Source organism: Variovorax sp. P1_G12, assembly GCF_056405555.1.
On sequence record NZ_JBFUBW010000040.1, the window covers coordinates 38,738 to 61,268 of the forward strand.

The 22,531-nt window shown below is 63.1% G+C and carries 19 protein-coding genes and 4 pseudogenes; 7 read left to right on the forward strand and 16 right to left on the reverse strand.

Annotated elements, in window-relative coordinates:
- Window positions 1–4 precede the first annotated feature (4 nt).
- From AC1D2O_RS32180 to AC1D2O_RS32205, 6 genes and pseudogenes are all read right to left on the reverse strand, one after another.
- On the reverse strand, window positions 5–952 hold the full coding sequence (locus AC1D2O_RS32180; RefSeq protein WP_478086508.1) for an alpha/beta hydrolase: 948 nt from the start codon (window positions 950–952) through the stop codon (window positions 5–7).
- The gene (locus tag AC1D2O_RS32185) at window positions 949–2,550 is read right to left on the reverse strand and encodes a GMC oxidoreductase (protein ID WP_478086507.1); all 1,602 of its coding nucleotides are present in this window, start codon (window positions 2,548–2,550) and stop codon (window positions 949–951) included. Before AC1D2O_RS32185 ends, AC1D2O_RS32180 begins: the two co-directional genes overlap by 4 nt.
- Window positions 2,547–4,182: pseudogene (locus tag AC1D2O_RS32190) on the reverse strand (AMP-binding protein). The gene AC1D2O_RS32185 and the pseudogene AC1D2O_RS32190 overlap by 4 nt, the downstream one beginning before the upstream one ends.
- Window positions 4,183–4,225: 43 nt before the next feature.
- Window positions 4,226–6,202 carry an alkyl/aryl-sulfatase gene (locus tag AC1D2O_RS32195; RefSeq protein WP_478158508.1) on the reverse strand — a complete coding sequence of 659 codons (1,977 nt, stop codon included), beginning with the start codon at window positions 6,200–6,202 and terminating at the stop codon, window positions 4,226–4,228.
- Between the two features lie 44 nt (window positions 6,203–6,246).
- The gene (locus AC1D2O_RS32200; protein WP_478086504.1) at window positions 6,247–7,770 is read right to left on the reverse strand and encodes a wax ester/triacylglycerol synthase domain-containing protein; all 1,524 of its coding nucleotides are present in this window, start codon (window positions 7,768–7,770) and stop codon (window positions 6,247–6,249) included.
- A 383-nt stretch (window positions 7,771–8,153) separates the two neighbouring features.
- Window positions 8,154–8,267: pseudogene (locus tag AC1D2O_RS32205) on the reverse strand (5-dehydro-4-deoxyglucarate dehydratase); the annotation flags it as partial.
- A gap of 78 nt (window positions 8,268–8,345) precedes the next feature.
- Between AC1D2O_RS32205 and AC1D2O_RS32210 the strand changes: the two are divergent.
- Window positions 8,346–8,492, forward strand: a complete 147-nt coding sequence (locus AC1D2O_RS32210) for a hypothetical protein (RefSeq protein WP_478086535.1) — start codon at window positions 8,346–8,348, stop codon at window positions 8,490–8,492.
- 285 nt (window positions 8,493–8,777) lie between these two features.
- Here AC1D2O_RS32210 and AC1D2O_RS32215 read toward each other — a convergent pair.
- The 5 genes and pseudogenes from AC1D2O_RS32215 to AC1D2O_RS32235 all read right to left on the reverse strand — a co-directional run.
- Window positions 8,778–8,966: pseudogene (locus AC1D2O_RS32215) on the reverse strand (GMC family oxidoreductase); the annotation flags it as partial.
- Between the two features lie 315 nt (window positions 8,967–9,281).
- Complete coding sequence (locus tag AC1D2O_RS32220) at window positions 9,282–9,998, reverse strand: carboxymuconolactone decarboxylase family protein (protein WP_478086503.1); 717 nt, start codon at window positions 9,996–9,998, stop codon at window positions 9,282–9,284.
- Window positions 9,999–10,021: 23 nt separating this feature from the next.
- On the reverse strand, window positions 10,022–10,555 hold the full coding sequence (locus tag AC1D2O_RS32225; protein ID WP_478086532.1) for a 3-keto-5-aminohexanoate cleavage protein: 534 nt from the start codon (window positions 10,553–10,555) through the stop codon (window positions 10,022–10,024).
- Window positions 10,556–10,616: 61 nt separating this feature from the next.
- A complete protein-coding gene (locus AC1D2O_RS32230; protein ID WP_478158513.1) occupies window positions 10,617–11,318 on the reverse strand; it encodes an IS6 family transposase in 702 nt (233 codons plus the stop codon).
- Window positions 11,319–11,372: 54 nt separating this feature from the next.
- A pseudogene (locus AC1D2O_RS32235) lies at window positions 11,373–11,662 on the reverse strand (IS6 family transposase); the annotation flags it as partial.
- A 408-nt stretch (window positions 11,663–12,070) separates the two neighbouring features.
- Here AC1D2O_RS32235 and AC1D2O_RS32240 point away from each other — a divergent pair.
- Genes AC1D2O_RS32240 through AC1D2O_RS32255 form a run of 4 tightly spaced genes read left to right on the forward strand, consistent with a single transcriptional unit; the run spans window position 12,071 to window position 15,322 of the window.
- A complete protein-coding gene (locus AC1D2O_RS32240; protein ID WP_477650674.1) occupies window positions 12,071–12,454 on the forward strand; it encodes a hypothetical protein in 384 nt (127 codons plus the stop codon).
- 11 nt (window positions 12,455–12,465) lie between these two features.
- A complete protein-coding gene (locus AC1D2O_RS32245) occupies window positions 12,466–13,608 on the forward strand; it encodes a hypothetical protein (RefSeq protein ID WP_478158509.1) in 1,143 nt (380 codons plus the stop codon).
- Between the two features lie 10 nt (window positions 13,609–13,618).
- Window positions 13,619–14,656, forward strand: a complete 1,038-nt coding sequence (locus tag AC1D2O_RS32250; protein WP_477650669.1) for a peptidoglycan-binding domain-containing protein — start codon at window positions 13,619–13,621, stop codon at window positions 14,654–14,656.
- 57 nt (window positions 14,657–14,713) lie between these two features.
- Entirely contained in the window at window positions 14,714–15,322 is a 609-nt protein-coding gene (locus tag AC1D2O_RS32255) for a hypothetical protein (protein ID WP_477650668.1), read from the forward strand.
- Window positions 15,323–15,346: 24 nt separating this feature from the next.
- Here AC1D2O_RS32255 and AC1D2O_RS32260 read toward each other — a convergent pair whose 3' ends face one another.
- The 4 genes from AC1D2O_RS32260 to AC1D2O_RS32275 all read right to left on the reverse strand — a co-directional run bounded on the left by AC1D2O_RS32260 (window position 15,347) and on the right by AC1D2O_RS32275 (window position 20,739).
- Window positions 15,347–16,618 (reverse strand): hypothetical protein, encoded by a 1,272-nt coding sequence (locus tag AC1D2O_RS32260; protein ID WP_478158510.1) that lies wholly within the window; start codon window positions 16,616–16,618, stop codon window positions 15,347–15,349.
- Between the two features lie 62 nt (window positions 16,619–16,680).
- Window positions 16,681–17,904, reverse strand: coding sequence for a DUF2235 domain-containing protein (locus AC1D2O_RS32265; RefSeq protein ID WP_478158511.1), 1,224 nt, complete (start codon window positions 17,902–17,904; stop codon window positions 16,681–16,683).
- A 495-nt stretch (window positions 17,905–18,399) separates the two neighbouring features.
- A protein-coding gene (locus AC1D2O_RS32270) for an IS5 family transposase (RefSeq protein ID WP_478158514.1) occupies window positions 18,400–19,132 on the reverse strand; the annotation gives its coding sequence in 2 pieces (ribosomal slippage) (window positions 18,400–18,850 and window positions 18,849–19,132; 735 coding nt in all).
- 65 nt (window positions 19,133–19,197) lie between these two features.
- On the reverse strand, window positions 19,198–20,739 hold the full coding sequence (locus tag AC1D2O_RS32275; RefSeq protein WP_478158512.1) for a GIY-YIG nuclease family protein: 1,542 nt from the start codon (window positions 20,737–20,739) through the stop codon (window positions 19,198–19,200).
- A gap of 95 nt (window positions 20,740–20,834) precedes the next feature.
- Between AC1D2O_RS32275 and AC1D2O_RS32280 the strand changes: the two genes are divergently transcribed.
- On the forward strand, window positions 20,835–21,095 hold the full coding sequence (locus tag AC1D2O_RS32280; RefSeq protein ID WP_477650109.1) for a hypothetical protein: 261 nt from the start codon (window positions 20,835–20,837) through the stop codon (window positions 21,093–21,095).
- A 138-nt stretch (window positions 21,096–21,233) separates the two neighbouring features.
- On the opposite strand, the gene AC1D2O_RS32285 is transcribed toward AC1D2O_RS32280, so the two are convergent.
- Window positions 21,234–21,827, reverse strand: a complete 594-nt coding sequence (locus AC1D2O_RS32285; RefSeq protein WP_477650110.1) for a hypothetical protein — start codon at window positions 21,825–21,827, stop codon at window positions 21,234–21,236.
- A gap of 584 nt (window positions 21,828–22,411) precedes the next feature.
- Between AC1D2O_RS32285 and AC1D2O_RS32290 the strand changes: the two genes are divergently transcribed.
- On the forward strand, window positions 22,412–22,531 hold a 120-nt coding region (locus AC1D2O_RS32290; protein WP_478158515.1), incomplete at its 3' end, for a helix-turn-helix domain-containing protein.

Here is a 22,531-nt window from a genome sequence, read left to right on the forward strand (position 1 = left end):
GCTCCTATGAAGGCGCCGCCATCGAATGCGCGCTGGCGGGCGTCGGGGACTGCTGCTTGAGGCCGCAGCGCTCGACGAAGAAGGCGCCGATCTCGTCGAGTGACTGCTTCGACTGCGGCAGCATGCCGAACAGCTGGAAGACGTGCGGCATGCCGGGCCAGACCTTGACCCGGGCGTCGACGCCGCAGGCGCGGGCGCGCTCGGCCGCACGCAGCGAATCGTCGAGCAGCATCTCGCTGCCCGACACATGGAACAGCAGCGGTGGCAGTCCGGCCCAGTCGCCGAACAGCGGCGACACGGCGGGATCGTCCGCGGGCGCACCGTCGAGGTAGGTCGACAGCACCAGCGTGAGTGCATGCCGGTCGAACAGCACATCGCTGCCTTCGTTGCCATGCACCGACGGGCTACCGCCGGTGAGGTCGGTGACGGGCGACATCAGCGCTGCGCAGGTGGGCAATGGCAGCCCTTCATCACGCAGGCGCATCAGCAAGGCCAATGTGAGATTGCCACCGGCGGAATCGCCTGCGACGGCCATGTGCTCGGGCGAGAACCCCTGCTCGACCAGCCAGCGGTAGGCGGCGAAGCAATCGTCCAGTCCGGCTGGATAGCGGTGCTCCGGCGCCAGGCGATAGGCTGGCACCAGCACGCGCAGGTCGGTCTTCCGGGCCAGGCTGGACGCCAGTTGCCGATAGCCGTTGGGCAGGTGCAGGCTGAAAGCCCCGCCGTGCAGGTAGAGCAGGACGCCGCATCGCGCCGCGCCCTCCCCCCCGATCCATTCCGACGACACGCCGTTGGCATCGACGCGGGCGACGCGGATCCTGTTGCCGGCGAGCTGGAGCCCGGCGTCCAGGACCCGGGCCTTCCTGCGCAATTCGTCGACGGTGACGCCCTTGCGCCACAGGCGCTTGACACCGAGGCGCAGTGCCGCGTTGAGGACCGGCATGGGGATCATGGGTGCGGCTTCTGTGCGGCAAGAGGGATGTGGCTCATCGCGTGCTCGGCGATGGCCGTGATCGTCAGCGATGGGTTGACGCCGGGATTCGCCGGCATGGCCGCCCCGTCGCAGACGAGGAGGTTGCGGTAGCCGAAGACGCGATTGTGCCGATCGACGACGCCGCTGCCCGCGTCCTTGCCGATGACCGCGCCGCCGAGGATGTGCGCGGTCGACGGGATGTTGGCCAGGGCTTCGAGCACCATGCTCTGGGCGATGCCGCCCGTGTGCTGCGCCAGCCATTCCGCAGCCTCGTTCGCCACCGGGATGAAGGTCGGGTTGGGCTTTTCCTTGTCCTGCTCGGTGCTCAAGCCGATACCGCCCCACCACCTGCGCCTGGCGCGAAAGGCAATCGCGTTGTCGAGACTTTGCATGACCAGGAAGATGACGGTGCGCCGCCCCCAGCCGAACGGCCACAGTACCTTGGCGAAGCGCAGCGGGTGGCGCGCGATGCTGCCGAGCAGCCTCAACGGGCGGGTCAGGCGCGTGCCTTGGCCGGTGATCATGGTGAACTGGGTCGACATGAAGTCACCCTTGGCCCCGTAGGTGACGAATTCGATGTGCGTGTCCGGCCGCGGGTGGATGCTGGCGCTGATGGCCACGTCCTTGCCCGGTTGGAGCTTCTCGTCAGGCAGGGTCACGGCCAGGATCGACTCGCTGTTGGTGCGCACCAGTTCGCCCAGCCGGTCGCTGATGCCAGGCAGCGAGCCCCCGTGCTTGCACTTGGCGAGCAACCGGTTGGTGCCCAGCGCCCCGGCGGACACGACCACGCCGCGCGCGTTGAAGCTGCGCCGCTGCTTGTTGAACCAGGCACCGGGCCGCTTCGTCGTGACGCGGTAGCCGTCACTGCCGTCGGCCGCGCCCAGCGGCCGAATGTCGACGACTTCGTGTTCCGGCAGGATCTGCGCACCGGCCTTCTCGGCGAACCACAGGTAGTTCTTCACGAGCGTGTTCTTCGCGCCGACGCGGCAACCCACCATGCAGGCGCCGCAGCGCGTGCAGCCGGTGCGTTCCGGCCCCTGGCCGCCGAAGTAGGGGTCGGGCACGGGGGTGCCCGGTTCGCCGAAGAAGATGCCCACCGGCGTTCGCCTGAAGGTCTTCTCCACGCCGAAGTGCCGGGCCACGTCCATCAGCAATTTCTGCCCGTCGCTCTCGAAAGGAACGGTGTTCACGCCCAGCATGTGTTCGGCCGTGTCGTAGTGGGGCTTGAGCGTGGCCGCCCAGTCCTCCAGGCCGGCCCACTGCGGATTGACGAAGAACTCCGGTGCACCCCGATACAGGGTGCAGGCATAGACGACGCTGCCGCCACCAACCGCCGAGCCGCTGGCGATGAACACGTCCTTGAAGGGCGTCAGGCGCAGGATGCCGCGCAGGCCCAGCGCGGGCGCCCAGAGAAAATCCCGCAGGTTCCAGGTCGTGGCGGCGTAGTCCTCGTCGCGATAGCGCCGGCCGCATTCGAGCACGGCCACCTTGTAGCCCTTCTCGGACAGGCGCAGCGCCGACACGCTGCCGCCGAAGCCCGAGCCAATGATCAGCCAGTCATAGTCGAAGCTCGTCATGCCACGTTGCGCAGTTCACGGCGAAGGATCTTGCCAACGGCCGATTTCGGCAGCGCATCGACGAAGCGGACGATCCGCGGTACCTTGTAGGCGGTGAGCAGTTTGCGGCAGAACGCGACGACGTCGGCTTCGCTCAGCGTCGCGTCCGCCGCCTTGACGATGAACAGCTTGACCGCCTCGCCCGACTTCGCGTCGGGCACTCCGATGCAGGCGCATTCGACGACGCCGGGGCAGCCGGTGGCCACCGCCTCGATCTCGTTCGGGAACACGTTGAAGCCCGAGACGATGATCATGTCCTTCTTGCGGTCGACGATCCGGAGGAAGCCCTGGGTGTCGAACACACCGACATCGCCGGTCCGAAAATAGCCGTCCGCGGTGAACGTAGTCGCCTGGGTCTCGGGCTTCTGCCAGTAGCCGCTCATCACCTGCGGGCCCTTGACGCAGATCTCGCCGGGCTCGCCGATGCCGACCACGCGGTTCTCCTCGTCGAGCAGCTGGACGTCGGTCGAGGGCAGCGGGAGCCCCGTGGTGCCGGTGAAGGCTTGTACAGCGGCCGGATTGAAGCTCACGATCGGGCTCGTCTCCGACAGGCCGAAGCCCTCGCGGATGAAGGTGCCGGTGAGCGCGAGCCACTTGTCGGAGACCGCGCCGATCACCGCCGCGCCGCCCCCGCCCGCCAGGCGCAGGTTGGACCAGTCGATCTCCTTGCTCTTCGGGTGCGCGCACAGCCCCCGCGTAGAGCGTGTTCACGCCCATGAACACGGTGGGGCGCGCCTTCTTCATCGTGTCGATGAAGCTGTCGAAGTCGCGCGGATTGGGCACCAGCCAGTTGTCGGCGCCGACCGAGAAGTAGGTGATGAAGTTCACCATCAGCGCGAAGATGTGATACAGCGGGATCGCCGTGACAACCACCTCCTCGCCTGGGCGCAGGTTGTCGGGCATGAAGGCCTTGAACTGCTCGGTGTTGGCGACCAGGTTGCGGTGCGACAGCGACGCGCCCTTCGACAGCCCCGTGGTGCCGCCGGTGTACTGCAGGAACAGCAGGTCGTCGCCGTGGAGCTCGACCGGCTCGAACGGCAGCTTGGCGCCCTCTTCCAGCGCCTGGGCCAGCGACATCGCCGTACCCAGCCGCGCATCGACCGGTGGGCTGGGAATCTGCACGCCGCTGCCGTCGCCCACGCCGGTGGTGAGCACCGTCTTCAGTTGGGTGCGCCCCATCACATCGGCGACCGTGCCCGATACGCCGCTGTAGACGATGATGGTTTCGACCCCGGCATCGTTGAGCTGGTGTTCGAGTTCGCGCGGTGTGTACAGCGGATTGACATTCACCTGCACCGCCCCGGCGCGAATGATGCCCAGGAAGGCGATCGGGAACGCGAGCAGGTTCGGCGCCATCACGGCGACGCGGTCGCCGCGCCGAACGCCCAGCCCGGCCTGCAGGTAGGCCGCGAAATCGCGTGACAGCCGGTCCACCTGGGCATAGGTGAGCGTCTGGCCGGCGCAGCGGAACGCCGGCTTGTCGGCGAAGCGCTTCATCGCCTGCTCCATCATCTCGGTGACCGAGCGGTAGGCGTCGGGGTTGATCTCGCGCGGGATGTCGCCATAGCTGGCGTGCCAGTGCCTTGCCGTCATGATTTGCTCCTGGGTGCGAGGGTGGTGAGGGCCGTGACGGGGATCAGGGTGCGACGATGTTGAAGAGCGGATCGAAGTCGACGACGTTCGCCACCACGGCGGCGAAGCCCTTCGGGTCGCCCTCGACCTTGAGCAGGCCGGCCTGCACCAGGTCGGGCACCTTCTTGCCTTGCAGCAGCATGGCCAGGAAGGCGGGGCGAGTCAGTGTCAGCGTGACATCGGGGTTCTTCAGCACGCGCCCCTTGGTGTTGTTCAACACCGAGTTCGACAGCTCCAGCGCCCAGACTTCGTTCGTGTCGCTGAACACCATGCTGATCGCGGCCTTCATGCCGTCGGTCTTCTCGTGATTCAGGCGCAGCGCGATGAAGTCGAACAGCAACTCGTTGGTCATGCCGCGCACCGTGTCCGGCCCGCTCGAACTGGCCCCCGAGGTGCGTGGGCCGGCGCGCAACTCCATCGCACCCATGAGGTAGGCATTGCGCCAGGTGGCCGACTCGGCCTGGTAGCCCAGCTGTTCGAGCGCATCGGCCTGCAGCGCGCGTGCCTGGGCGTTGTTCGGGTTGGCGAACACCACGTGGTTCACCATCTCAGCGACCCAGCGGTAGTCGCCGGCGTCGAAGGCCTTCTTGCCATTGGCGATGACCGCTGCCTCCCCCCCCATCGCGGCCACGTAGCGCTTGGCCGCATCGGCCGGCGCAAGGCGATGCAGCGTGGCCGGGTTGGCGTCGTAGTAGCCCAGGTAGAAGTTGTAGACCGCGCGCAGGTTGTGGCTGAGCGTGCCGTAGTAGCCGTGCGAGCTGGCATCCTTGGCCAGCTCCTTCGGGAAGAAGGGTTCGTTGCCGATCTCATCCATCACCTGGCCCTGGTTGGCCAGATGCAGCGCCCGGTCGTGCAGGAAGCGGTAGGTGTCGCGTTGGTTCGCCAGGTACTGGCGGATGTTCGGGTTGCCCCAGGTCGGCCAGTGGTGGCTCGCGAACGCCACTTCGACGTCGGGATACAGGTCGAGCGTCTCGTTGATGTACTTGCTCCAGGACAGCGCGTCACGCACCTTGGCACCACGAATGGTGTAGACGTTGTGCATCAGCTTGGTGGCCACCTCCGACAGGCACAGCGCTTTCTTGTCGGGGAGATAGATCATGAATTCCGACGGCGCCTCCGAGCCCTGTGCCATCTGGAACTGGAAGCGCACGCCGTCGACGGTCATCTCCTCGCCGGTCTTCTTGATGAGGTGCGTCGGCGGCACCAGCCCCGGTGCGCCGTTGCTCAGCGCCAGCCCCAGGCCGGTGCCCACCGAGCCCTTGTCGTTGGCCGGCAACGTGATGCCGTACATGTAGTTGGCGCGGCGCGACATGGCATTGCCGGCGAGCACGTTTTCGGCGACGGCGTTGTCCATGAAGCCTTCGGGCGCGATCACCTTGACCTTGCCCGAGCGCACGTCGGCCTCGTCGACCACGCCGCGCATGCCACCGAAGTGGTCGGCATGGCTGTGGGTGTAGATCACCGCGACCACCGGCTTGGTGCTGTGGAGGTACTCCATGGCCAGCTTCATGCCGGCCCGGGCCGTGTCTTCGGTCAACAGCGTATCAATGACGATCCAGCCGCTGGCGCCTTCGATCAACGTCATGTTGGCGATGTCGTAGCCGCGAATCTGGTAGATGCCATCGGCCACCTTGAACAGGCCCTGCGCGGTGTTGAGCTTCTGCTCGCGCCACAGGCTGGGGTTGACCGTCGCGGGCGCGTCGCCCTTGACGAAGTCGTATCTCTGCGTGTTCCACACGACCCGCCCGTCCGGCGCCTTGACCAGCGGATCCTTCAGCTCGGCCAGCTTGCCCCGAGTGGCGTCCTCGAGGTCTTGCTTGTCGGCCATCGCCATTGCCTTGCGCACCGCTTCGTTGGCGCGCTCGGTGGCTGCGGTGGCAGGCTTGGACACCGGAATCGCCTTGGGGGCTTGCTGGGCCAAGGCGGCGGAGCCGGCCAGCAGCACGACACCGACGTATGTCTTGACGAATGCGTTTCTCATTGATCCTTCTCCTGGCGCTGGTGGGGGCGTGTGAGGTAACGTGATCAGGCAGACGCCGGGCGCGTGCTGCGCTTGGCCGGCGCCGCCCGCTTTCGCGCCGCCGGGGCCTGCGCGGGGGTCTTGGCCGGCGCCTTGGGCGACGCTGCGGCGGATTTCTTGCGCGGTGCGCGCGACGGGGCATGAGTAGGGGCAGGTTCGGCGGCCGGCACGCTTGCGCCCAACGCGGCCCGCATTTCCACATAGGCCTGTTCGGTGAATCGCGCCAGCTCTTCGATGTGCGGCACCGCCTCGGGCATGGCCAGGAAGCCAAGCTGCAGCCGCTCGCCCAGCGAGACCGCCGTGACGTTGAGCTTGTGCCCGGCCGCCACCACCGATACCGGCAGCACAAGCTCGACCGCGGCGCCCATCAGGTACGGCTGGCCGGCCAGGCCGAAGGGGTTGGACACCATCAGGTTCGACAGGCGCGGCGCCGCCTTGGCCGAGGCCATTTCCATCAGCAGCGGCACCGCATGCACGATGGTGGTGTAGAGCATCACGGTGTCGCTGCTGAGCGTCTTCAATTGCTCCTTCAGCTGGCCCGTCTCGGCGCGGATCGCGGCCAGCCGCTCGGCCACCGAGGCGCCGGGCTTGCCCAGCGGAAACTGAAGCACCGCGATCTGGTTGCCGCCCTTGGCGTCGGCCAGTGCCACCGGCATGTCGGCCACCAACGGCTCCTTGTGCGTGCCGCCGCGCTTGCGCAAGTACTGCTGCATCGCCATGTCGAGTACCGTCAGCAGCAGGTCGTTGACCGTGGCGCCGCGGGCCTTGCCGAGGCTCTTCATCTCGGCAAGCGGCAGGGTGCAGTACGCATAGCTGCGCTTCGGCGACAGCGCGCCGTCGAAGGCCGGCGAAACCTTCAGGAACGGCAGCGCCAACTCCTTGCCCAGGCTCAACGAACGCAGCCCTTGCTGGGCCAGCATGCCGTACAACCCGACTGCCGAAAGCAACCCGCCGCTGACCTGGCGGCTCGCGCTCATGAGCTGCTGCACCATGTCGGTACGCTCCTTGTCTGCCGTGCTGGATCGCGGCACGCCGTCCCACAGGGCGCGCACGACCTTGTCCTTCGGGTCATCGCTGAGCCACGTCGTGACCGCCTTGACGAACGTGCGCCCGTCGATGATCCCGTGGTGTGCCTTGCCGTACAGCGCCACACGGCCGTCGGCCAGCCCATCGATGACATGGAACTGCCAGAGCAGTCCGGACCGGTCGAGCGGCGTCTCGTGCAACGCGCAGACTTCTTTCAGCAACCCGTCCATCGTCGCGTCCTTGAGCGTCAGGCGGTGCACGTGCCCCCGGATGTCGGGGTCGGTCATCGGCCCGACCGAGGGCAGGCGGGTCAAGGACTGCTTGAAGCGGTAGTTGAAGGGCGGGCCGGGCGGGCGCTTCAGCAATTTGACGTGCAGCTTGTCGGCAAAGCTGCCCTTGAAACCCTCCGGCGGACGCAACAGGACCAGCGGACCGATGTTGAACGGCCGGGCAGGCGTTTCGAGCAGGAACATGGCCAGGTCAATTGGCGAAAGTGCGGGCATCGTCGTCTCCTGTCTGTTGTTCGAGCGGTCTGCGCCGGTGAGCGAATCGAGGCGTTCGCTTTGCTGCGGTCTGCGACGCGGGACAGCCAATTGCCAGGGCCTTGGACGCCGGCGAAGCTTTCGCCGTCGATGCGAGCCAGGGAGATTGCGTGTCGAGCGTCCGCGACACACCCATGCGCAACCGTCACTCCCGCATCGCGGGCAGCTCGAAGACTAGCCCTCCAACGGTGCGTTGAAAATCGTGGCGTGCACGTGACCAACGTCCGTGCGCCCACGCAGGCCCATAGGTGCTGCCACGTACTACCAGACTCCACTTGACTTCCGGTCAGACGCGGCGTAAGCCGACGCTCGGCCCGGTTGTCGCGGGCTGCGTGCGTGCGTTCTCAGAGACCTTGCGGGCCCAGCTTGTCGATCAGCACCTTCAGCGCGTCCATTTCGTCCGGTTTCAGGTCAGTCAGCGGAACGCGAACCGGTCCCGCGTCATGTCCGACGAGACGATCTTGCCGCCGGCCTAGACGAGGCGCACTGCGTCGCCCTGGAAGCGGCTGCGGATCTCCGAGATCGATTGCGAGCGCATGACCACGCGCCAGGCCGACGCCGAGCTGGCCAAGGAGCGGAAGGCACGCGCGGCCGACCTGGACGCCGCCCGCGCTGCCCGGGTGGCGGCACAGCAGGCGTTCCAGGACGAGAAGTCGGTTCACCGCGCTGCCGAAGCCGCCTGATCGCGCCAGCACCAGGAGCTTCAGGTCGAACTTGCAACCCTGCGCGAACGCGCCGCCGGCGCGGATCAGCGAGCAACCGACCTCGCCTCCCAGCTACAGCGTCAGCAGGAGCAGTCGAAGCGTGAGATTGCACAGCTTTCCTGCATGCGCGCTCCGAGCACATCCTGGACTGGTTTCATGTGGCGATGCGCGTTGAGCAACTCCTGCAGACCACACGAGGCTTGCGCAGCGTGGGCCAGAAGCCCCTCCTCGCCCAACTCGAGCGCGTGAAGTGGTTCCTCTGGCACCCACCAGCCACATGCCGGCCAGGTGGGTGTAGTTTTCCATGTATTCGGTGAAATCCGGGCCCCAGCCGCCTGGATTCAGGAACGCGGCCATGAATGGAACGCCAAGCGCGAGCGTTTCGAGCTCGTAGCCACCGACGAAGCCGCGCTTCGGGTCATTGCGCGCCTCATCCCGCACGATGCCCATCGGACAACGGCCGTCGTACGACGGTTGTGCAGCGATTGCCGTCTTTCCCTGCCGCTCGGTGAACTTACGCTGTGACGCCGGTTCCGGTCATCCCGGTGCCACAGTGATCTCCGTATCGACGACCGGTTTCAAGGTAGTGCCGACGTAGCCGTACCAAGCGGCGCCGAAACGGCCAAGCAAGCGCGGTCAGCGCTAATCCCGTGCCCAATCGAAAGTCCGCTTCCATGAGCGCCGGAGTGGCGGTCCGGGCCCGAAGCGGGCCTACGCGCACGCTTGATAGCAGACGTTCTGGCCACATGGAAATAAGACTGGCGTAGTTCAACCCGCCGCCTCTCTGGTTGCGGACTGCCGAGCGAGTTCCTCATCCAGAATGGGCACGCCCAAATTACAGGCCTCGACGCCCATCGCCACGCACACCTTGAGCACTTCCATGATCTCTTCCATCGACGCGCCGAGGGCGAGCGCGCCCTTGATGTGACGGCGCGTACCCGGCGCGTACATGTGCGTGATTGACGCATCGAAGGCGATGGACAACAACTCAAGATCCTTGGCCGACAGCAAGCCGCTCTGATAGACGCCGACCCCGGCCGAAAAGAACTGGTCAGTCCACACCGGATCAAGTTCGAAGAACGGGTCCCAGGCCGTATTCCACTGGCCGATGGCCCGCATCTTGTCGCAGAAAGGAACCGGCTTGCCCTTGTCGCGTCCTGCCGGTTTGACGCCGGCCGCATTGGCTTCTTCCAGCAAGATCGGCGCGCCGAGGCTGCATGAATGGATCGCGAGCAAGCTGGCGCATTTGAGCACCATGAGAATTTCGTCGCGTGTTGCGCCGACTGAGAGCGCGGCGCGGATATGGCGGCGCGTGGCCTCGGACTGCAGGTTCGTGCAGGCCGCGTTCAGTCCGATGCAGATGAGTTCGATCAGCTTCACAGGCAAGATCCCGTTGACCCACGGGTTTCCCGCCCACTCCGGGTCCCAAGCCTGGAGCCTCTCCTGCCCCTGCGGGAGCGCGCCGGCCGTCATGCTGTTTTTCATTGCTGCTCCTGTGCGTGCCAGTGCTAGTGCCCGGCGAGCGGGTGTCCGTCCGATCCGCCCGCCTGTGCCTCGCGGATTTTTCCATCGGTCGCCGGGTAGCCTATGAAGCCCTTCTCCCCTCCCGCGCGATTCGGCGGCAGACCGAGGCTTTGCAGCGTCTCCTCGACCGAGTTGTAGGTGACGCCGATCTTGAGGATCTTGCGCGCCTCGTCGGCGGTCGCGATCGGGCGCCCGAGCTCCCTGGCCATGCGGACATGCTTCTCAATCATCTGGACCGAGGTCAGGCGCTTGCCTGGGGTCGTGTCCCAGAGGTTGTCCTCGATACCGGCGCGGGTGTGTTGGCCGAGCGCGATCATCATTGCCGCAAGTGGGTGGGACAACCGGAAAACAGACTGATAGGTGAATACAGAGCCGTGCGGCGTGCGCCGAACCAGCTCCATCCAGTCGAACGGATTTGCACCGCAGGCGCCCCCGCCGCCCATGCTGAAGAAGCCGTTCATCGGTCCCATATAGAGGCCCCTGCGAATGAGCCGCTCCACGATCTCGAGATTGTGAATGTGGGCGGTTCTGTCGCGATAGTGCCGCGGAGCCCAGCGAGGTCAGGCCGCCGTCTGCTGCTCAATGGGCCAGCGAATAGAACTGGCTCGCCGCAGACGTGGTTCGTCCTTCGGGGCGATCAAGCTGGCCTTTGCGGATCATGTGGAGGGTTTCGATGCCGGCCAGTAGGATGCGCGCGCAGCGAAAGGACTTGAATCCGAGCATGGGTCGCACGATGCGTTTGATCGCTCGGTGATCCTGCTCCACGATGTTGTTGAGATACTTGATCTGACGCAGTTCGATGGCTGCTGCGGAGTCTTCATTGATGCCCTGGATGGCAGCCGTGTTGGCGCCGCTCTTGTCGATGGTGATCTTTGCAGGCACACCGTGCAATCCGATGGCTTGCTCCAGAAAACGCCGAGCAGCAGCGCAGTCTCGGCGGGCACGAAGCAGAAAATCGATGGTGTCACCGTCGTGGTCAACCGCCCGGTACAAGTATTTCCACTGACCAGCGACCTTGATATAGGTCTCGTCCATCCGCCAACTCGTGCCCACGGGGCGTTTGCGCCGTCGGAACACGGCAGTCAGCACCGGCAAGATCTTGATCGACCAGCGGTGCACGGTGGCGTGATCGACGGACACGCCACGCTCCTGCATCATCTCTTCAATGTGCCGCAGGCTCAGCGGATAGGCCGCATACCAACGCACGCAGGTCAGCATTATTTCCAGCGGATAGTGCGCCCGCTTGATCACCTTGCGCAGTGCCTCGATCATCGCCTTCATCCAGTCGTCAGTCTCCCCCCAGCTTAGCGGCGTCGGCTTGCCGCGACAGAACCCCTCGTCGCGCCTGGCCGTGAGCAGGAAGTCCACTGTCTGGCCGAGCCGATCGACGCCCGGTACAAATACTTCCACTGACCCCCGACCTGGACATAGGTCTCGTCGACCCGCCAAGAGCGCCCCACCGGGTGCTTTCGCCGACGAAAAACATTGGCCAGTACGTGCAACATCTTCAGTGCCCAGCGGTGAACCGTGGCGTGGTCGACCAGGACGCCGCGCTCGGCCATCATCTCCTCCAAGTGCCGCAGGCTCAGCGGGTAGGCCGCGTACCAGCGCGCGCACACCAGCATGATCTCCAGCGGGAAATGCAACCGCCTGATGACCCCTCGAAGCGTTGAGTTCGCGAGTTAGACGTGCAGCGGTACCATTCCTGAATTGTGGCCGACCGGCTTATCGCGACAGAACACTTGCCCTTCGTGTAGAGGTCGGTGCATCCCCAGACATAGGGCGAATTGTTGCCTCGGGTCCGATAGCCCATATATCAACGTCGGCCTTCCACGCCTTCGCCAGTCTTATCGCGCCAGAGCCGTATCAGCGACCAACTTCTTCTCCTCCTTCCGTTTGGGGATTCTCGTATTCGGCCGCCGCAGGAAACTTGACGCGAGGCGTGGTTCCGTGGGCGGATGAGCTGCAGGCCTACGCTGAGTGATCGCCATCGCGTTCGCACCAAGAAGAATGAAGCCTGGAGTTAAAGGACTATGAAAAAGTCTGATCCTCAAGCTAGCTGGCAAGGTCGTTGCGAGCTCATGATCCATTGCCGCAGGCTCGCCATGGTGCTCATGCCTTTTGCGCTGCAAGCATGCGCTCAAGTGGTCTACATCGATGGGGCAAATCACCGGAGTGTTATCGGCCACGTTGTTGGCTTAGTCTGGCTGACCATGGAGCCTGGCGCCACTGCAGAGTACGCGGGGGAGTCACTTCGGACGCGCTCATTCGGCCTTTCGTTCACCAACTCGGAAGCGGGAAGTGCGCTCGCGCTGGGATACAACGATGCGACCCTCGCTTTTGTCCGTGACAACCGGATGGTGTCGGCCAGTGCGCTTCAGCTCGGACACGTCCCGATCGAACGTGCTCAACCTTGAGGGGAACCTCCATGGCAACCGTCCTCTTGCGTATACGCGTGCTTTTCTTGGGCGCCGTCTGCCTCGGGGGACTGGCCGGCTGCAGCGTCACAAAGGACAACGCGGTCTTCGTCACAAAGACGTCGTTCACCCTGCTTGACCTCGATGCCACACCGGGTGGTGTGAGCGTCGCGTATGACCGAACCGAGGGATATGCAGGGCCCCGCTTCGCCAATGGCAGCGTATTTCCGGTGGTGAGCTATATCGCGATTTCCGGCAAAGGCCTTGAGCGCGATGTCAATCAGGTCTACGCCACCGGATCAGCCGCGCGTATCGTGACGACCCAACCAAAGGATTTGGCTGCGCCAGATGGCAAAACATTGCAGTCCTCGACAACTCCGGAGAGGGACCGCAGGCGCCAGCCAGCTCTCGTGAAAGTCAGTGATCCGGCTGCTAGCGTCTCAACGCCGGCGGCGTCGACGAGAGTCAACGAGGAAGAGTCCCCTGCTCCAAAGAGCGACGACGGCAAGGTCATGTTCTTTGCGACAGGAACGACGATTGGACTGAAATTGGGATTTGCGGATGGGACCAATGTCCCAACCTCATTCGCCCTGGGCTACAAGCGCAAAGAACTTTCCATCATTCCGGTAGACGCTGTTCGACAACCTTCGGTCCTTGCGACTTTCAACAACTCGGCCGGTGTCCAGGCGCCTGACGCAACCAAGGCGACGGACGCGACGCAGACGACGGCCGCCGTTCTAAGACCCAATGCCCTGTTCGGCGTGAAGCAATTCTTCGCTACAGGCGATGCGGCCGACAACCTCGCCGGCCGAGGTGACATCCAGGAAAACTTCAGAGACGCTGCCAGGGCTGGCATGGGGCCTCTCGAGACCTACTACAGCGAAGCGGCGACACAGCGAGCCATGATGCTGGATGCCATGGATTGCCTGCTGAAGGTGGACGACAAGAAGCTCGATCGAGTCTGGGCCAACGGCGACGCATTGGCTGTGTTCCCTGTCTCAGGCGCGGCCGGGCGCATTCGCAAGCTGCCAGTCGCCCAGCAACGAGAACACTACCTGACGGAAATCAAGCCGCTTCGGGGCGCCGGTGGACCAACACAGACCCAGCAGCTCCATCTTCACCAGCAATTCGTTTGTGGGTTGTCCAACAGCTAAGGAGAAGAGAATGGCATCTCAGATAGCATGTGCTGAGTGTGCGAACGAGACCAGCAATCTTGCGGCGATCGGATGCACGAACATCGTCTGCAATCCCATCGGTGGCGGGATGTGCTCTATCACCTTCGACCCGCCACCCGCCGGAGCGTTGCAGGCCTTGGCCAAAAACCGTGCCGGGGCGCCGGCACCTGCAACGGGGCCGGTCGCTGCCGCGGCTTTGATTGCCTCGGATCCGCAGGCGCTCCATCCCTTTCCCGGAAGACTGATCAAGGAAGGCGAGCCGGACACTGCTGTCGTCAGTGAGCTTCAGGGAGGCCTCGCGAAGGTCGGCAGCGGCCCATTCCGCGCGCCAGGCGTCTTCGATGAGGCCATGACCTCAACGGTCAAGCTCTTTCAGGCGCAGCACGTGGATTCAGATGGCGCACCTCTGGCGATCGATGGAGAGGTCGGGAGCCTCTCCTGGAGCGCCATCTTCCCTCAGGCCCAGATACCTCGGGTGTTTCCGGCGACTGAACCTTCGACGCTCATGCTGCACGCCCTGGGCGTGGCCGGCACGCAGGTAGGGCAGATGGAGGTTCCGCCGGGATCCAATCGCGGACCGATGGTGGACAAATACTTGTCTTCGGTCGGGATACCTCCGAACCAGGGCACGGCGGACCAGCGCTTCTGGTGCATGGCGTTCATTTACTGGACATTCCAAACCGCAGCCGTCTCGATGGGGGTGCACAACCCCCTGCCAAGAACGGCCGGTTGCGCAACACATTGGGAGAAGGCCGCGACCATTCCCGGTGCGGTACGGATCACGAGGGCGGATGCCTTCGACAACGTCAGCCTTATCAAGCCCGGTCTGGTCGCGATACTGGACTTTGGAGGTGGTGCAGGTCACACCTACATCGTCGAACGCTTGCTGGGCAGCGGACGCATTGCGAGCTTCGAGGGCAATTCGAACAACGATGGGTCGCGAAATGGCGTTGGTGTCTTCAGGCTCGAGAGACGCAAGTTGTCGGACCCGTTTCTGGTCGGGTTTGTCGACTACTCCAATGCTTAGAGAGTTGTACCGCGATTGTCGCCGTACGTGTCCGCAGCATCATTCAGGAGAAATCTCATGGACCTTCCGCTGAACCGTGACCAGGCGCACGTGATGGCCGGTTGGATCAAGACAAACTTCGGCACGAGAATCACACAGGAATTGACTGACACGCCCTTCAACCTAGATATTGCCTGCGCGATCGCGTGCCAGGAGACAGGGATTTATCTCGTTCGTTTCATCAAGACTTTGAGCGTTGATGATGCGCTGGGGCGCTGCGTTTTCGATGCAAGTGGTGACTATCCGGGAACTACGCGAAGCGCGTTTCCCAGAAATACCGGGATTTTTCGCGAAGCCTACGGGGGTGCATTCACGGACATGCTGATCGACGAGGCGAACAAGATGCGAAAGGAGAGAGGATTCTCCCCAGCAACGTGGGTCTACAAAGGCTACGGAATCTTCCAATACGACCTTCAGTATGTGAAGAAGGACCAAGCCTTTTTTGAGAACCGCAAATGGTATGACTTCGGTGAATGTCTTTCGAGGCTCAAGTCTGAGCTCATGAGGAAGTTCGCCGCCAAGCAGGATGTGATGCTGTCCATCCAGGCGTACAACGGGTCCGGCCCGCGATCAGAGGCCTATCTCGAGAACGTCAAGCATTTCATCACTTTTTGCAGCGAGGTCTAGAGTCGTGAAGTAGAACTGCGCTCTTCAGGGCCGCTCGGCGTCCTTGTCGGACTTGGGGCCTTGGGCGCTTAAAGCGCCCTCGGTGAAGTCCGTCCACGACTGATCGTGCTTTCCAGCGTCCTTGGGAGGCTCTTCAGAGTCTCCCGGGGTCGCCCTTTTCTTCTCGCCTTGATCCGATGTGTCCGTAGTGCCGCCGCCGTTCTTACGGGTGTCTTGCTTGTCCTGCGAGGCCTCCTCGGGGCTCTTTTCATGAGGCTTGACGGTCGACCGGATCACCATGATCCGGTTGAGCACGTCGAACCAGAATGGCGCACCCAGCATGACGGCCAGCGCAGTGATCAACCAGCCGATCACCATCCTGAAGATGGAAGCATCGCTGTTCCAATGACACTTCTGATCCTTCTGGTCTGCGATCGTCTGCGGTGCATTGCACAGTTGGGTTGGGACCATTACAGGAAGATTGACCCAAGGGACAACTGTGTCAGCGGATTGCTTCCAGCCGACGGGCAGATCGACGTTCTCGATCTGACCGTGAAGCTTGTGTATCTCCTCAACCGGGTCCGCGCTCTGACCCTCAGACTTCGGCGCCCTCGCAACGGAAGCTTCCTTGACAACCACGTCTCTGAACGTCTTATCGGAAGTCAAGCGGTGAAGCACGTTCATCGAGTCCACGTTGAGGCCGATGGCGGCGCACAGACCGATCAGAAATAACACTGTCTGCGTGCGCCGCTTGTACCAACCTGAAGTCCTATCCATCGTGGCGTCGAACCATCGCTCGATGCTTTTGCGAACCTTCTCCAGATCCCCTGCTCCGTAGTCGATCGCAGAGAGCATGATGCGACGTAGGTGCGCCGATTGGAGCTTGGACGCACGATCCCGCAGCATCTCGATCGAAAGCGCAGTGCTGCCGCCGACGCCCGTATCAGAGATCGGTCCCTTCCCTACCAAGTCGATGAACGCCGCGGAAAAGCTGGAAGCCGGAATGTACGAAGGCAGGTTTCTGCGACTTGACAGTCGCATGTGATACGGATTGCCTGGTGCCCACAAGCTCCGTCTCAGGGCGTTCCGATCGTAGTTGCCGGCGAATAGCGAGAAGATTTCTGGATGACTGAAGAGGTGCGCCGTGATCTTGCCCGTGGGATCGGCGAGCATGGTGCGCAAACCCCGCTCCAGATCCATTGCGCGCCATTTCAGGACCCCTTCGATCCATTCCTTGATGGCGGTACATATCAGTGCCATGAGCAGGAACAGGAACACCATTCCGACGGCGATCTCGAGAGTCTCGGAATTCAGCATTCGTTGCTCCTGTGAAGGTTACTCACTGGGGCCTGCTCGGCGCAATCGAAGTCTCAACTGGACTAAGGTTCCTGAAAGACGAAGTCGACGATCACTGCTCCCGTGGCATCGAGGTAGTTCATGAGATTTGTAGGCGCGTATCTTCCGGTAACAGGGGCCGAGGGATCGAGAACCACGGAACCAGCGGCTCTACGTGCTTCGATCGAAGCGTGAACCATCAGGCCGGCTCTCATGCCGGTCCCGCCCTCTCGAACGACTTTAGGAAGGCTTGACCAAGGGCTATGCAGCACGGGTTGGTGGGCCGTCCCTAGCGCGTCCGGAGAAGACTCGTTTGGTCTCGGATCCAGAAGGAGAACACCTCTGCTCACGAGGCGATTCGTCATCCATTCCAGCGAGCCGTCGGATAGACCGCTCTCCGCATACCCTCCCCCGACATCCGAATGGGCTCCAGGGAAAAGGACCTGCACGATTCTGCTCGGTTTGTCAGGGTCAGGGTCGAAGAAACACGGTGGGAAGTTGGCGCGCTGCTCGTCGAGCGACGTCGCCTGAAAGGCCTGTTCCACTTGGGCGCTGAGCTTGGTATTGACAAAACGAAGCGGTTCAATATCGGTGCCGTCGCTATCGAACTTAGGAATACCCAATGAGCCCACGGTATCCCACACAGCGACCGTATTGATCGTGACATCGGTGATCAACTCGTCGTTCGATACAACGGTGCTCGTGAAGAAACCTGGCAGTAGCGTGACTAGCTCTTCAAACTTTCCGAGGCGCCCTGGATCGTCTTCTTGAAGGCGCTCTCGACGATACGAATACCAAACCGAGGCACCCAACTTGTACGCTGACTCCTTGTCCGATTGAAGATCGACTTTGCTTGCGTCCAGAAGGCCTTTTGTCGTGATAAGGCCCGCCAGCGCACGCACTGTGTAGGATCCGCGACTGAATCCGATCAGGTAAATCTGATCCCCATGCTCATAATTTCTCGACACGAATGTGTATCCGCGAACGATGCGCGAAATCAGACCCGTCCCGATGGTTCCTCCTACAAGCTTGACCAACCAGTTGCTCGAATCTCCGACGCCGTGAAGGTACTTCGCCATCTGCGCCACGTTGCCGTTTCGCGAGAAACCCTTCTCCTGCTCGTCGGCCAAGCGGACTGTTTCGATGGAGGGGACGCCGCTCAAGTTCTGATACAGCTTGAGGACATTCGTGGGATGCGTGATGTCGGCTGGGTCCTCGCTGTTGCCGTTCCAGGTCCCGTCGGCGCAAAAGACGATGTTCTTTGGCATGGTCGCCTTTCTGATTGTTGTTGACGTACAAGCGCGCTTGGAGAGGCAGCACCAAGCCCATCCATTGAATCGGATTCTCACCAAATGCGTCCTCGGTGTCATCACACGGTGCGCGCCGGGTTATCGCACGCTCCAGCCCCACTTTGCCGTTGGCGACACGGCTCGCGCATCATCCGGAAGGATGATGGAGGCAATGAGCAACCTCTGCCGAAAGTGCCATTTCGCCCGGAAGTCAGGTGCTAGTCACCTCGCCTGCTGCATTGGACAACTTGCCGCCGCATACCGGTATGTCTCCGTTTCGCCTCCCTCATCCGGACCGTCCGCCTCTAGTTGGAACGATGCGGGGCGGAGCGTCGCAAGCCGTCCCTCGGCGGACGCTTGGCCGCGCCGTTCGAGGCCTTCGTCACGGGAATCCCTTTGACCCGGCCGACGCAGCGGATGCCCCATCTCGTAGACCATCGCGCGTCATTAGCAACTTCAATCGACTAGGGCGTGTTAACACAAACGAAGGCCGTCGGCGATCAGCGCGAAGCTGATGAAGCCGACGAACATCACGTCGAGTTTCTCGAAGCGGGAGAAGATGCGGCGATAGCCCTTCAGGCGCCGGAACAGCCGCTCCACCTCATTACGGCGCTTGTACATCTCACGGTCGTACTCCCAAGGCTCGATTCGCGTCTTTAGGGGCGGCACAATGGGGATGAAGCCCAGATCGAGCGCGAGTTGCCGCGTCTCGTTGCCTTCGTAGGCGCGGTCCATGAGCAGGTGCAGTGGCCGGTCCGGCGCACCCAGGCGGCTGAGCAACGCACGTCCTGCGGGCGCATCGTGCGCCTGGCCGGGCGACAGCGAGAACGTTACGGCCGTTTGAGCATCCGCGGCAACCATATGAATCTTGGTGGTCCAGCCGCCTCTGGATTTGCCGATGGACTGGGGGCCATTTTTTTTAACGCCCCGTGCCATCGGGATGCACCTTCACGATGGTGCTGTCCAGCGATACCGCCTCGATCCGGATGCGCACCACCTGGGCCTTTTGAAGTTCCTCGAACACACGGTCCAACACGCCGCTCTTGGACCAGCGGTTCATGCGCGTATAGATGGTGTGCCGGTTGCCGAAGCGCTTGGGCAGGCCGCGCCACTTGCAGCCGTGCTCGGCAACATACAGGATGGCGTTCAACACACTCAGATTCGAGAGGCTGACATTGCCGCGTTGCAGCGGCAAGCAGTGCTCGATCTGGGCAAACTGGGCTTGAGTGGTCTCGCATCATCCATGCTTGGCTCAACTAGTGTTAGCACGCCCTAGCCGAGAAACTCTACGCGACTCGCCCCGAGCCGGGCTAGCCGCGTCCGGCTGGTGCAGGCTTCCACCGGGCATTTGACCTCCGCCGTGGCGCCGATCGCACCCTTGAACCTCAGGTATGCGCCGCAGCCCCGGCATTGCGCCGTCCATGCGGCGAAGGAGGTCGGAGCCCGCCCAGGCAGCACCGTGACCGTGATCTCTGCACTCGGGTCCGAAGGCGGCGCCTCGGCGTCGAACGGCATACGCGTTGTCTTCTTTGGAGGCGATGGCGAGGCCGGAGTCGGTGGCGGCGCCGACGCGCCGCTTGCGTCCACTCGCACCCGCTCCACCAGGTCCCTCATGGCGCGCAGATGCGCGCGCACGAACCGCCGGCGGTGCGTCAGCCGATAAGGCTCGAAAAGGTGCTTGGCAACGTCAAGGGCAGCCGGCGTGGACGGGACGGCCGCGCCGGCGACGACTTGGTAGAAGCCCAGTTGGCTGGTCAGCGTTCTTTGCGCCTCGTTGATCTCGGCCAGAACTGCCCGTTCTGTCTTCTTGGTGACCGAGAAAATCGCTATCCCCGGCTCGTGCCAGAAGTTCTGCATGACGTAGATCCACCCGCCATGCTCCCCCAGCCGCTCAGGAACGACGCACACCGGCAAGGTGGGTGTCGGGCGGTGCGGTGCGTGGATCCACACCTGGGAGGTGCGGAACGCCTTCACCGCGGTGCCACCATCCTGCGGCGAAAGCGCGACCGCGTCTGCCGCCTGGCGCAAGACCAGCGCATCTGCGAAGAAGTACTCGCGAGCGGCGGCGATGCGGCGCTCTTGCAGCGCCTCAAAAAGTTGCCGCTCCTGACCTAGGGCGTCGCGAACGGCCACGGCATGCACCAGGTGGATTTCCCCAAGATCTCCGGCTTCGGCGAGTTGCCGGTTCAGAGAGTTGATGCGTTCCCGCGGCTCCCGGGCGGTCTGTCCGAGTTTGTAGACGCCCGGCCGGTGGGAGTTGTTTCTCGCCACATAGAGAAAGCCGGTGCGACCGGCGTTGCGCTCGTAGTCTGGCTCTGCTTCGAAGAATGGACGGCCCGGCACCGGAGCTCTTGCAGGCGCCGGTCCGGGTGTCGGTGCGGGCGGGTCGAGAACAATGGGCGCAGTCAGAGTCGAATCTCGCACGACCGCGGGTGGCCGCGGCTGGAACGTCGGGCCATTGAACGGGCGCGGTCCATCCACGGTCACGGGCGGCACAGCTGGCGGCCGCGCCTGGAAGGTCGGGCCGTTGAAAGGCCGCGGACCGTTCGCCGAGGCGGCAGGTTGGGCTGCGGTTGGATTGGGGGGATGGGTCGAAGGCGGCATCGTGATCGACCACCACGGCGCCGAAGTCCCTTCGGTCATGGGCGTGGGCGATGCCTCAGCCCGATGACCCGGATCGCTGGCCGGGACTGAAGGCGCGTCCTCCTTGTCGGCCCTTCTGTTCGACCGAAGGTTGATCAAGGTGACTACAAGCAGCGCAATCACGGCGAGCAGCACCATGATCACGACCCAGTCCTCTGCCTTGAGCTCCATCATCCTTGCGTACGACGCTGCATGAGGGCGCGAATTTGCGAAGAGAGCAATGTAGAGCATCGCCGTCGCGCCGGCGACAGGCGTCGTCCTAAGCCTTGCTCAACGAGGACGGCGCGATCAACGGCGAGACCAGGCTCGCGGTGGGCGACGCCGTGAGGGCTTGGGACTCGAACGAGCCGGGCGATCACGAGAACCACGTCTACTGGGCAACGCGCAACTTCAAGTCTCACCCGCGGCATCAGCACCTCTTTGAGACGTTCGTGAAAGAAGTCTTGGCCGAAGAGCCTGCGGCAAAGGCCAAGCCGATGGTGCGCCCTAGGTACCGCAGTCGTATCGACAGCGGGCCTGCCGTCTAGCGCATCGCAAAATGCGCCCAGTAATCGTTCGCGATCGTTGGAATGTCGTCAGGCAACACCTTTGGCCAATTGGTCATCGCGGCGTTGTCGCGCTCATATGACACGCGAAACACTCGCTCGACGCTTTCGTTGCCACGCTTATCGGTGAGCTTGCTTGTGACGGCCGATGACCTCGACGTTCGTCGCCTCAGGGTACTTGGCCAACATTGGGGGAACCAACTTGATCACGTCCTGGTTGAACATGAAGCGAACATTCGTCGTGTTCCAGCTCTCGGGCACGGTGAAGGTGACCACAATGCTCTTCCCGACGACTTCGAGTTCACCAGCTGCGTCGTTGCGACCAAGAATGGCGTCCACTTGAGCACCGGGGCCGCGGTTCGTGTTCGCCAATGCAGGCGCGGGACGGCCGATGGTTGAGGCGGCATCAAAGAGGCAATAAGCGCCGGCGATGACGAACATCAGCGCGGCGCCCGAGGCCATGGAGCGCCATCCTCGGTGCGAAAGAAAAGCCACGGAGGATCCGGTCGAGGGTCTGCGAGACCAGAACCAACCGAAGGCGGTCAGTGCAGCACCAATCACCAGCAGCCAGTACTCCGACTGGCTCAGTGAGATGAACGTAAGAAGTACGTTCAGACAAATAAAGATGAATGCGCTCAGAGCGCCAACGAGACCGACGATCGGGACGGTCGATTGGAAGGAGCGATTGGGAGTCTGAGCGGTGCCCGAAATCATCGTGTGGATTGGCCTATGAAGGTGCCGATTGGTTGAGTGGGTTTGAAGCGTATCTTCAGGCTGTGCATCAAGCAAAAGCGGCAGCATCGGCCCCATCGGCTCACCGACGTTTTGAAGTTGGCCTCGCGCAACGTGAGGTCACGAAAGCCGCGCCAGATCGTGTGACATTCCGCACAGGTGACCTTCTGCCCGCGCGTGGCCTCAACGGTTCCGAATTGGCCAATGGAGGCGTCGTGTCCATCCATGCCGCAGAGCGTCGGGTGTCGGTGGGGCCAACGGGGATCAACGTGTCCCGCACCGAAGTGTTTTGGAACCTGGGCCGATAGGTCGTAGCGTCGGCGCGCGACGTCGCTGCACAGCGCTGCTCGTGTCGATATGATGGAAGTGCTGATCGCCCTCCTCGCTCGGCAGTGTCAGCAACAGCAGCAGCGTTTTACATAATTGTTCTTGAGTAAAGATCCCCTGTAGGAGCGATTTAGTAATGTCGCGTTCTGGCCGATTTCAGATGTCGCAAAGTCGCCCAACCCAGGTTCTGGGCTTGGGGTCCGGCCATGGCGACATCAACGGCGACGATCACGATGACGATGCGCGAAGCAGATCGGCTCAAGACGATCCAAGCCGTGGTGGACCGGATGCTGCGAGTTGGCCAGGCCGCGCAGCGGCTGGGAATCAGCCGACGACAGGTTGAGCGGATTGTCCAACGG

What these genes read in the sequence shown, in the direction of transcription:
- AC1D2O_RS32220 (WP_478086503.1), bottom strand. Translation starts at nt 9,998, where the DNA reads ATGAAAAACAGCATGACGGCCGGCGCGCTCCCGCAGGGGCAGGAGAGG.
- AC1D2O_RS32185 (WP_478086507.1), bottom strand. Translation starts at nt 2,550, where the DNA reads ATGACGAGCTTCGACTATGACTGGCTGATCATTGGCTCGGGCTTCGGC.
- AC1D2O_RS32210 (WP_478086535.1), top strand. Translation starts at nt 8,346, where the DNA reads ATGACCACGCGCCAGGCCGACGCCGAGCTGGCCAAGGAGCGGAAGGCA.
- AC1D2O_RS32265 (WP_478158511.1), bottom strand. Translation starts at nt 17,904, where the DNA reads ATGCCAAAGAACATCGTCTTTTGCGCCGACGGGACCTGGAACGGCAAC.
- AC1D2O_RS32255 (WP_477650668.1), top strand. Translation starts at nt 14,714, where the DNA reads ATGGACCTTCCGCTGAACCGTGACCAGGCGCACGTGATGGCCGGTTGG.
- AC1D2O_RS32285 (WP_477650110.1), bottom strand. Translation starts at nt 21,827, where the DNA reads ATGATTTCGGGCACCGCTCAGACTCCCAATCGCTCCTTCCAATCGACC.
- AC1D2O_RS32250 (WP_477650669.1), top strand. Translation starts at nt 13,619, where the DNA reads ATGGCATCTCAGATAGCATGTGCTGAGTGTGCGAACGAGACCAGCAAT.
- AC1D2O_RS32230 (WP_478158513.1), bottom strand. Translation starts at nt 11,318, where the DNA reads ATGAAGGCGATGATCGAGGCACTGCGCAAGGTGATCAAGCGGGCGCAC.
- AC1D2O_RS32260 (WP_478158510.1), bottom strand. Translation starts at nt 16,618, where the DNA reads ATGCTGAATTCCGAGACTCTCGAGATCGCCGTCGGAATGGTGTTCCTG.
- AC1D2O_RS32275 (WP_478158512.1), bottom strand. Translation starts at nt 20,739, where the DNA reads ATGGAGCTCAAGGCAGAGGACTGGGTCGTGATCATGGTGCTGCTCGCC.
- AC1D2O_RS32240 (WP_477650674.1), top strand. Translation starts at nt 12,071, where the DNA reads ATGAAAAAGTCTGATCCTCAAGCTAGCTGGCAAGGTCGTTGCGAGCTC.
- AC1D2O_RS32195 (WP_478158508.1), bottom strand. Translation starts at nt 6,202, where the DNA reads ATGAGAAACGCATTCGTCAAGACATACGTCGGTGTCGTGCTGCTGGCC.
- AC1D2O_RS32200 (WP_478086504.1), bottom strand. Translation starts at nt 7,770, where the DNA reads ATGCCCGCACTTTCGCCAATTGACCTGGCCATGTTCCTGCTCGAAACG.
- AC1D2O_RS32180 (WP_478086508.1), bottom strand. Translation starts at nt 952, where the DNA reads ATGATCCCCATGCCGGTCCTCAACGCGGCACTGCGCCTCGGTGTCAAG.
- AC1D2O_RS32245 (WP_478158509.1), top strand. Translation starts at nt 12,466, where the DNA reads ATGGCAACCGTCCTCTTGCGTATACGCGTGCTTTTCTTGGGCGCCGTC.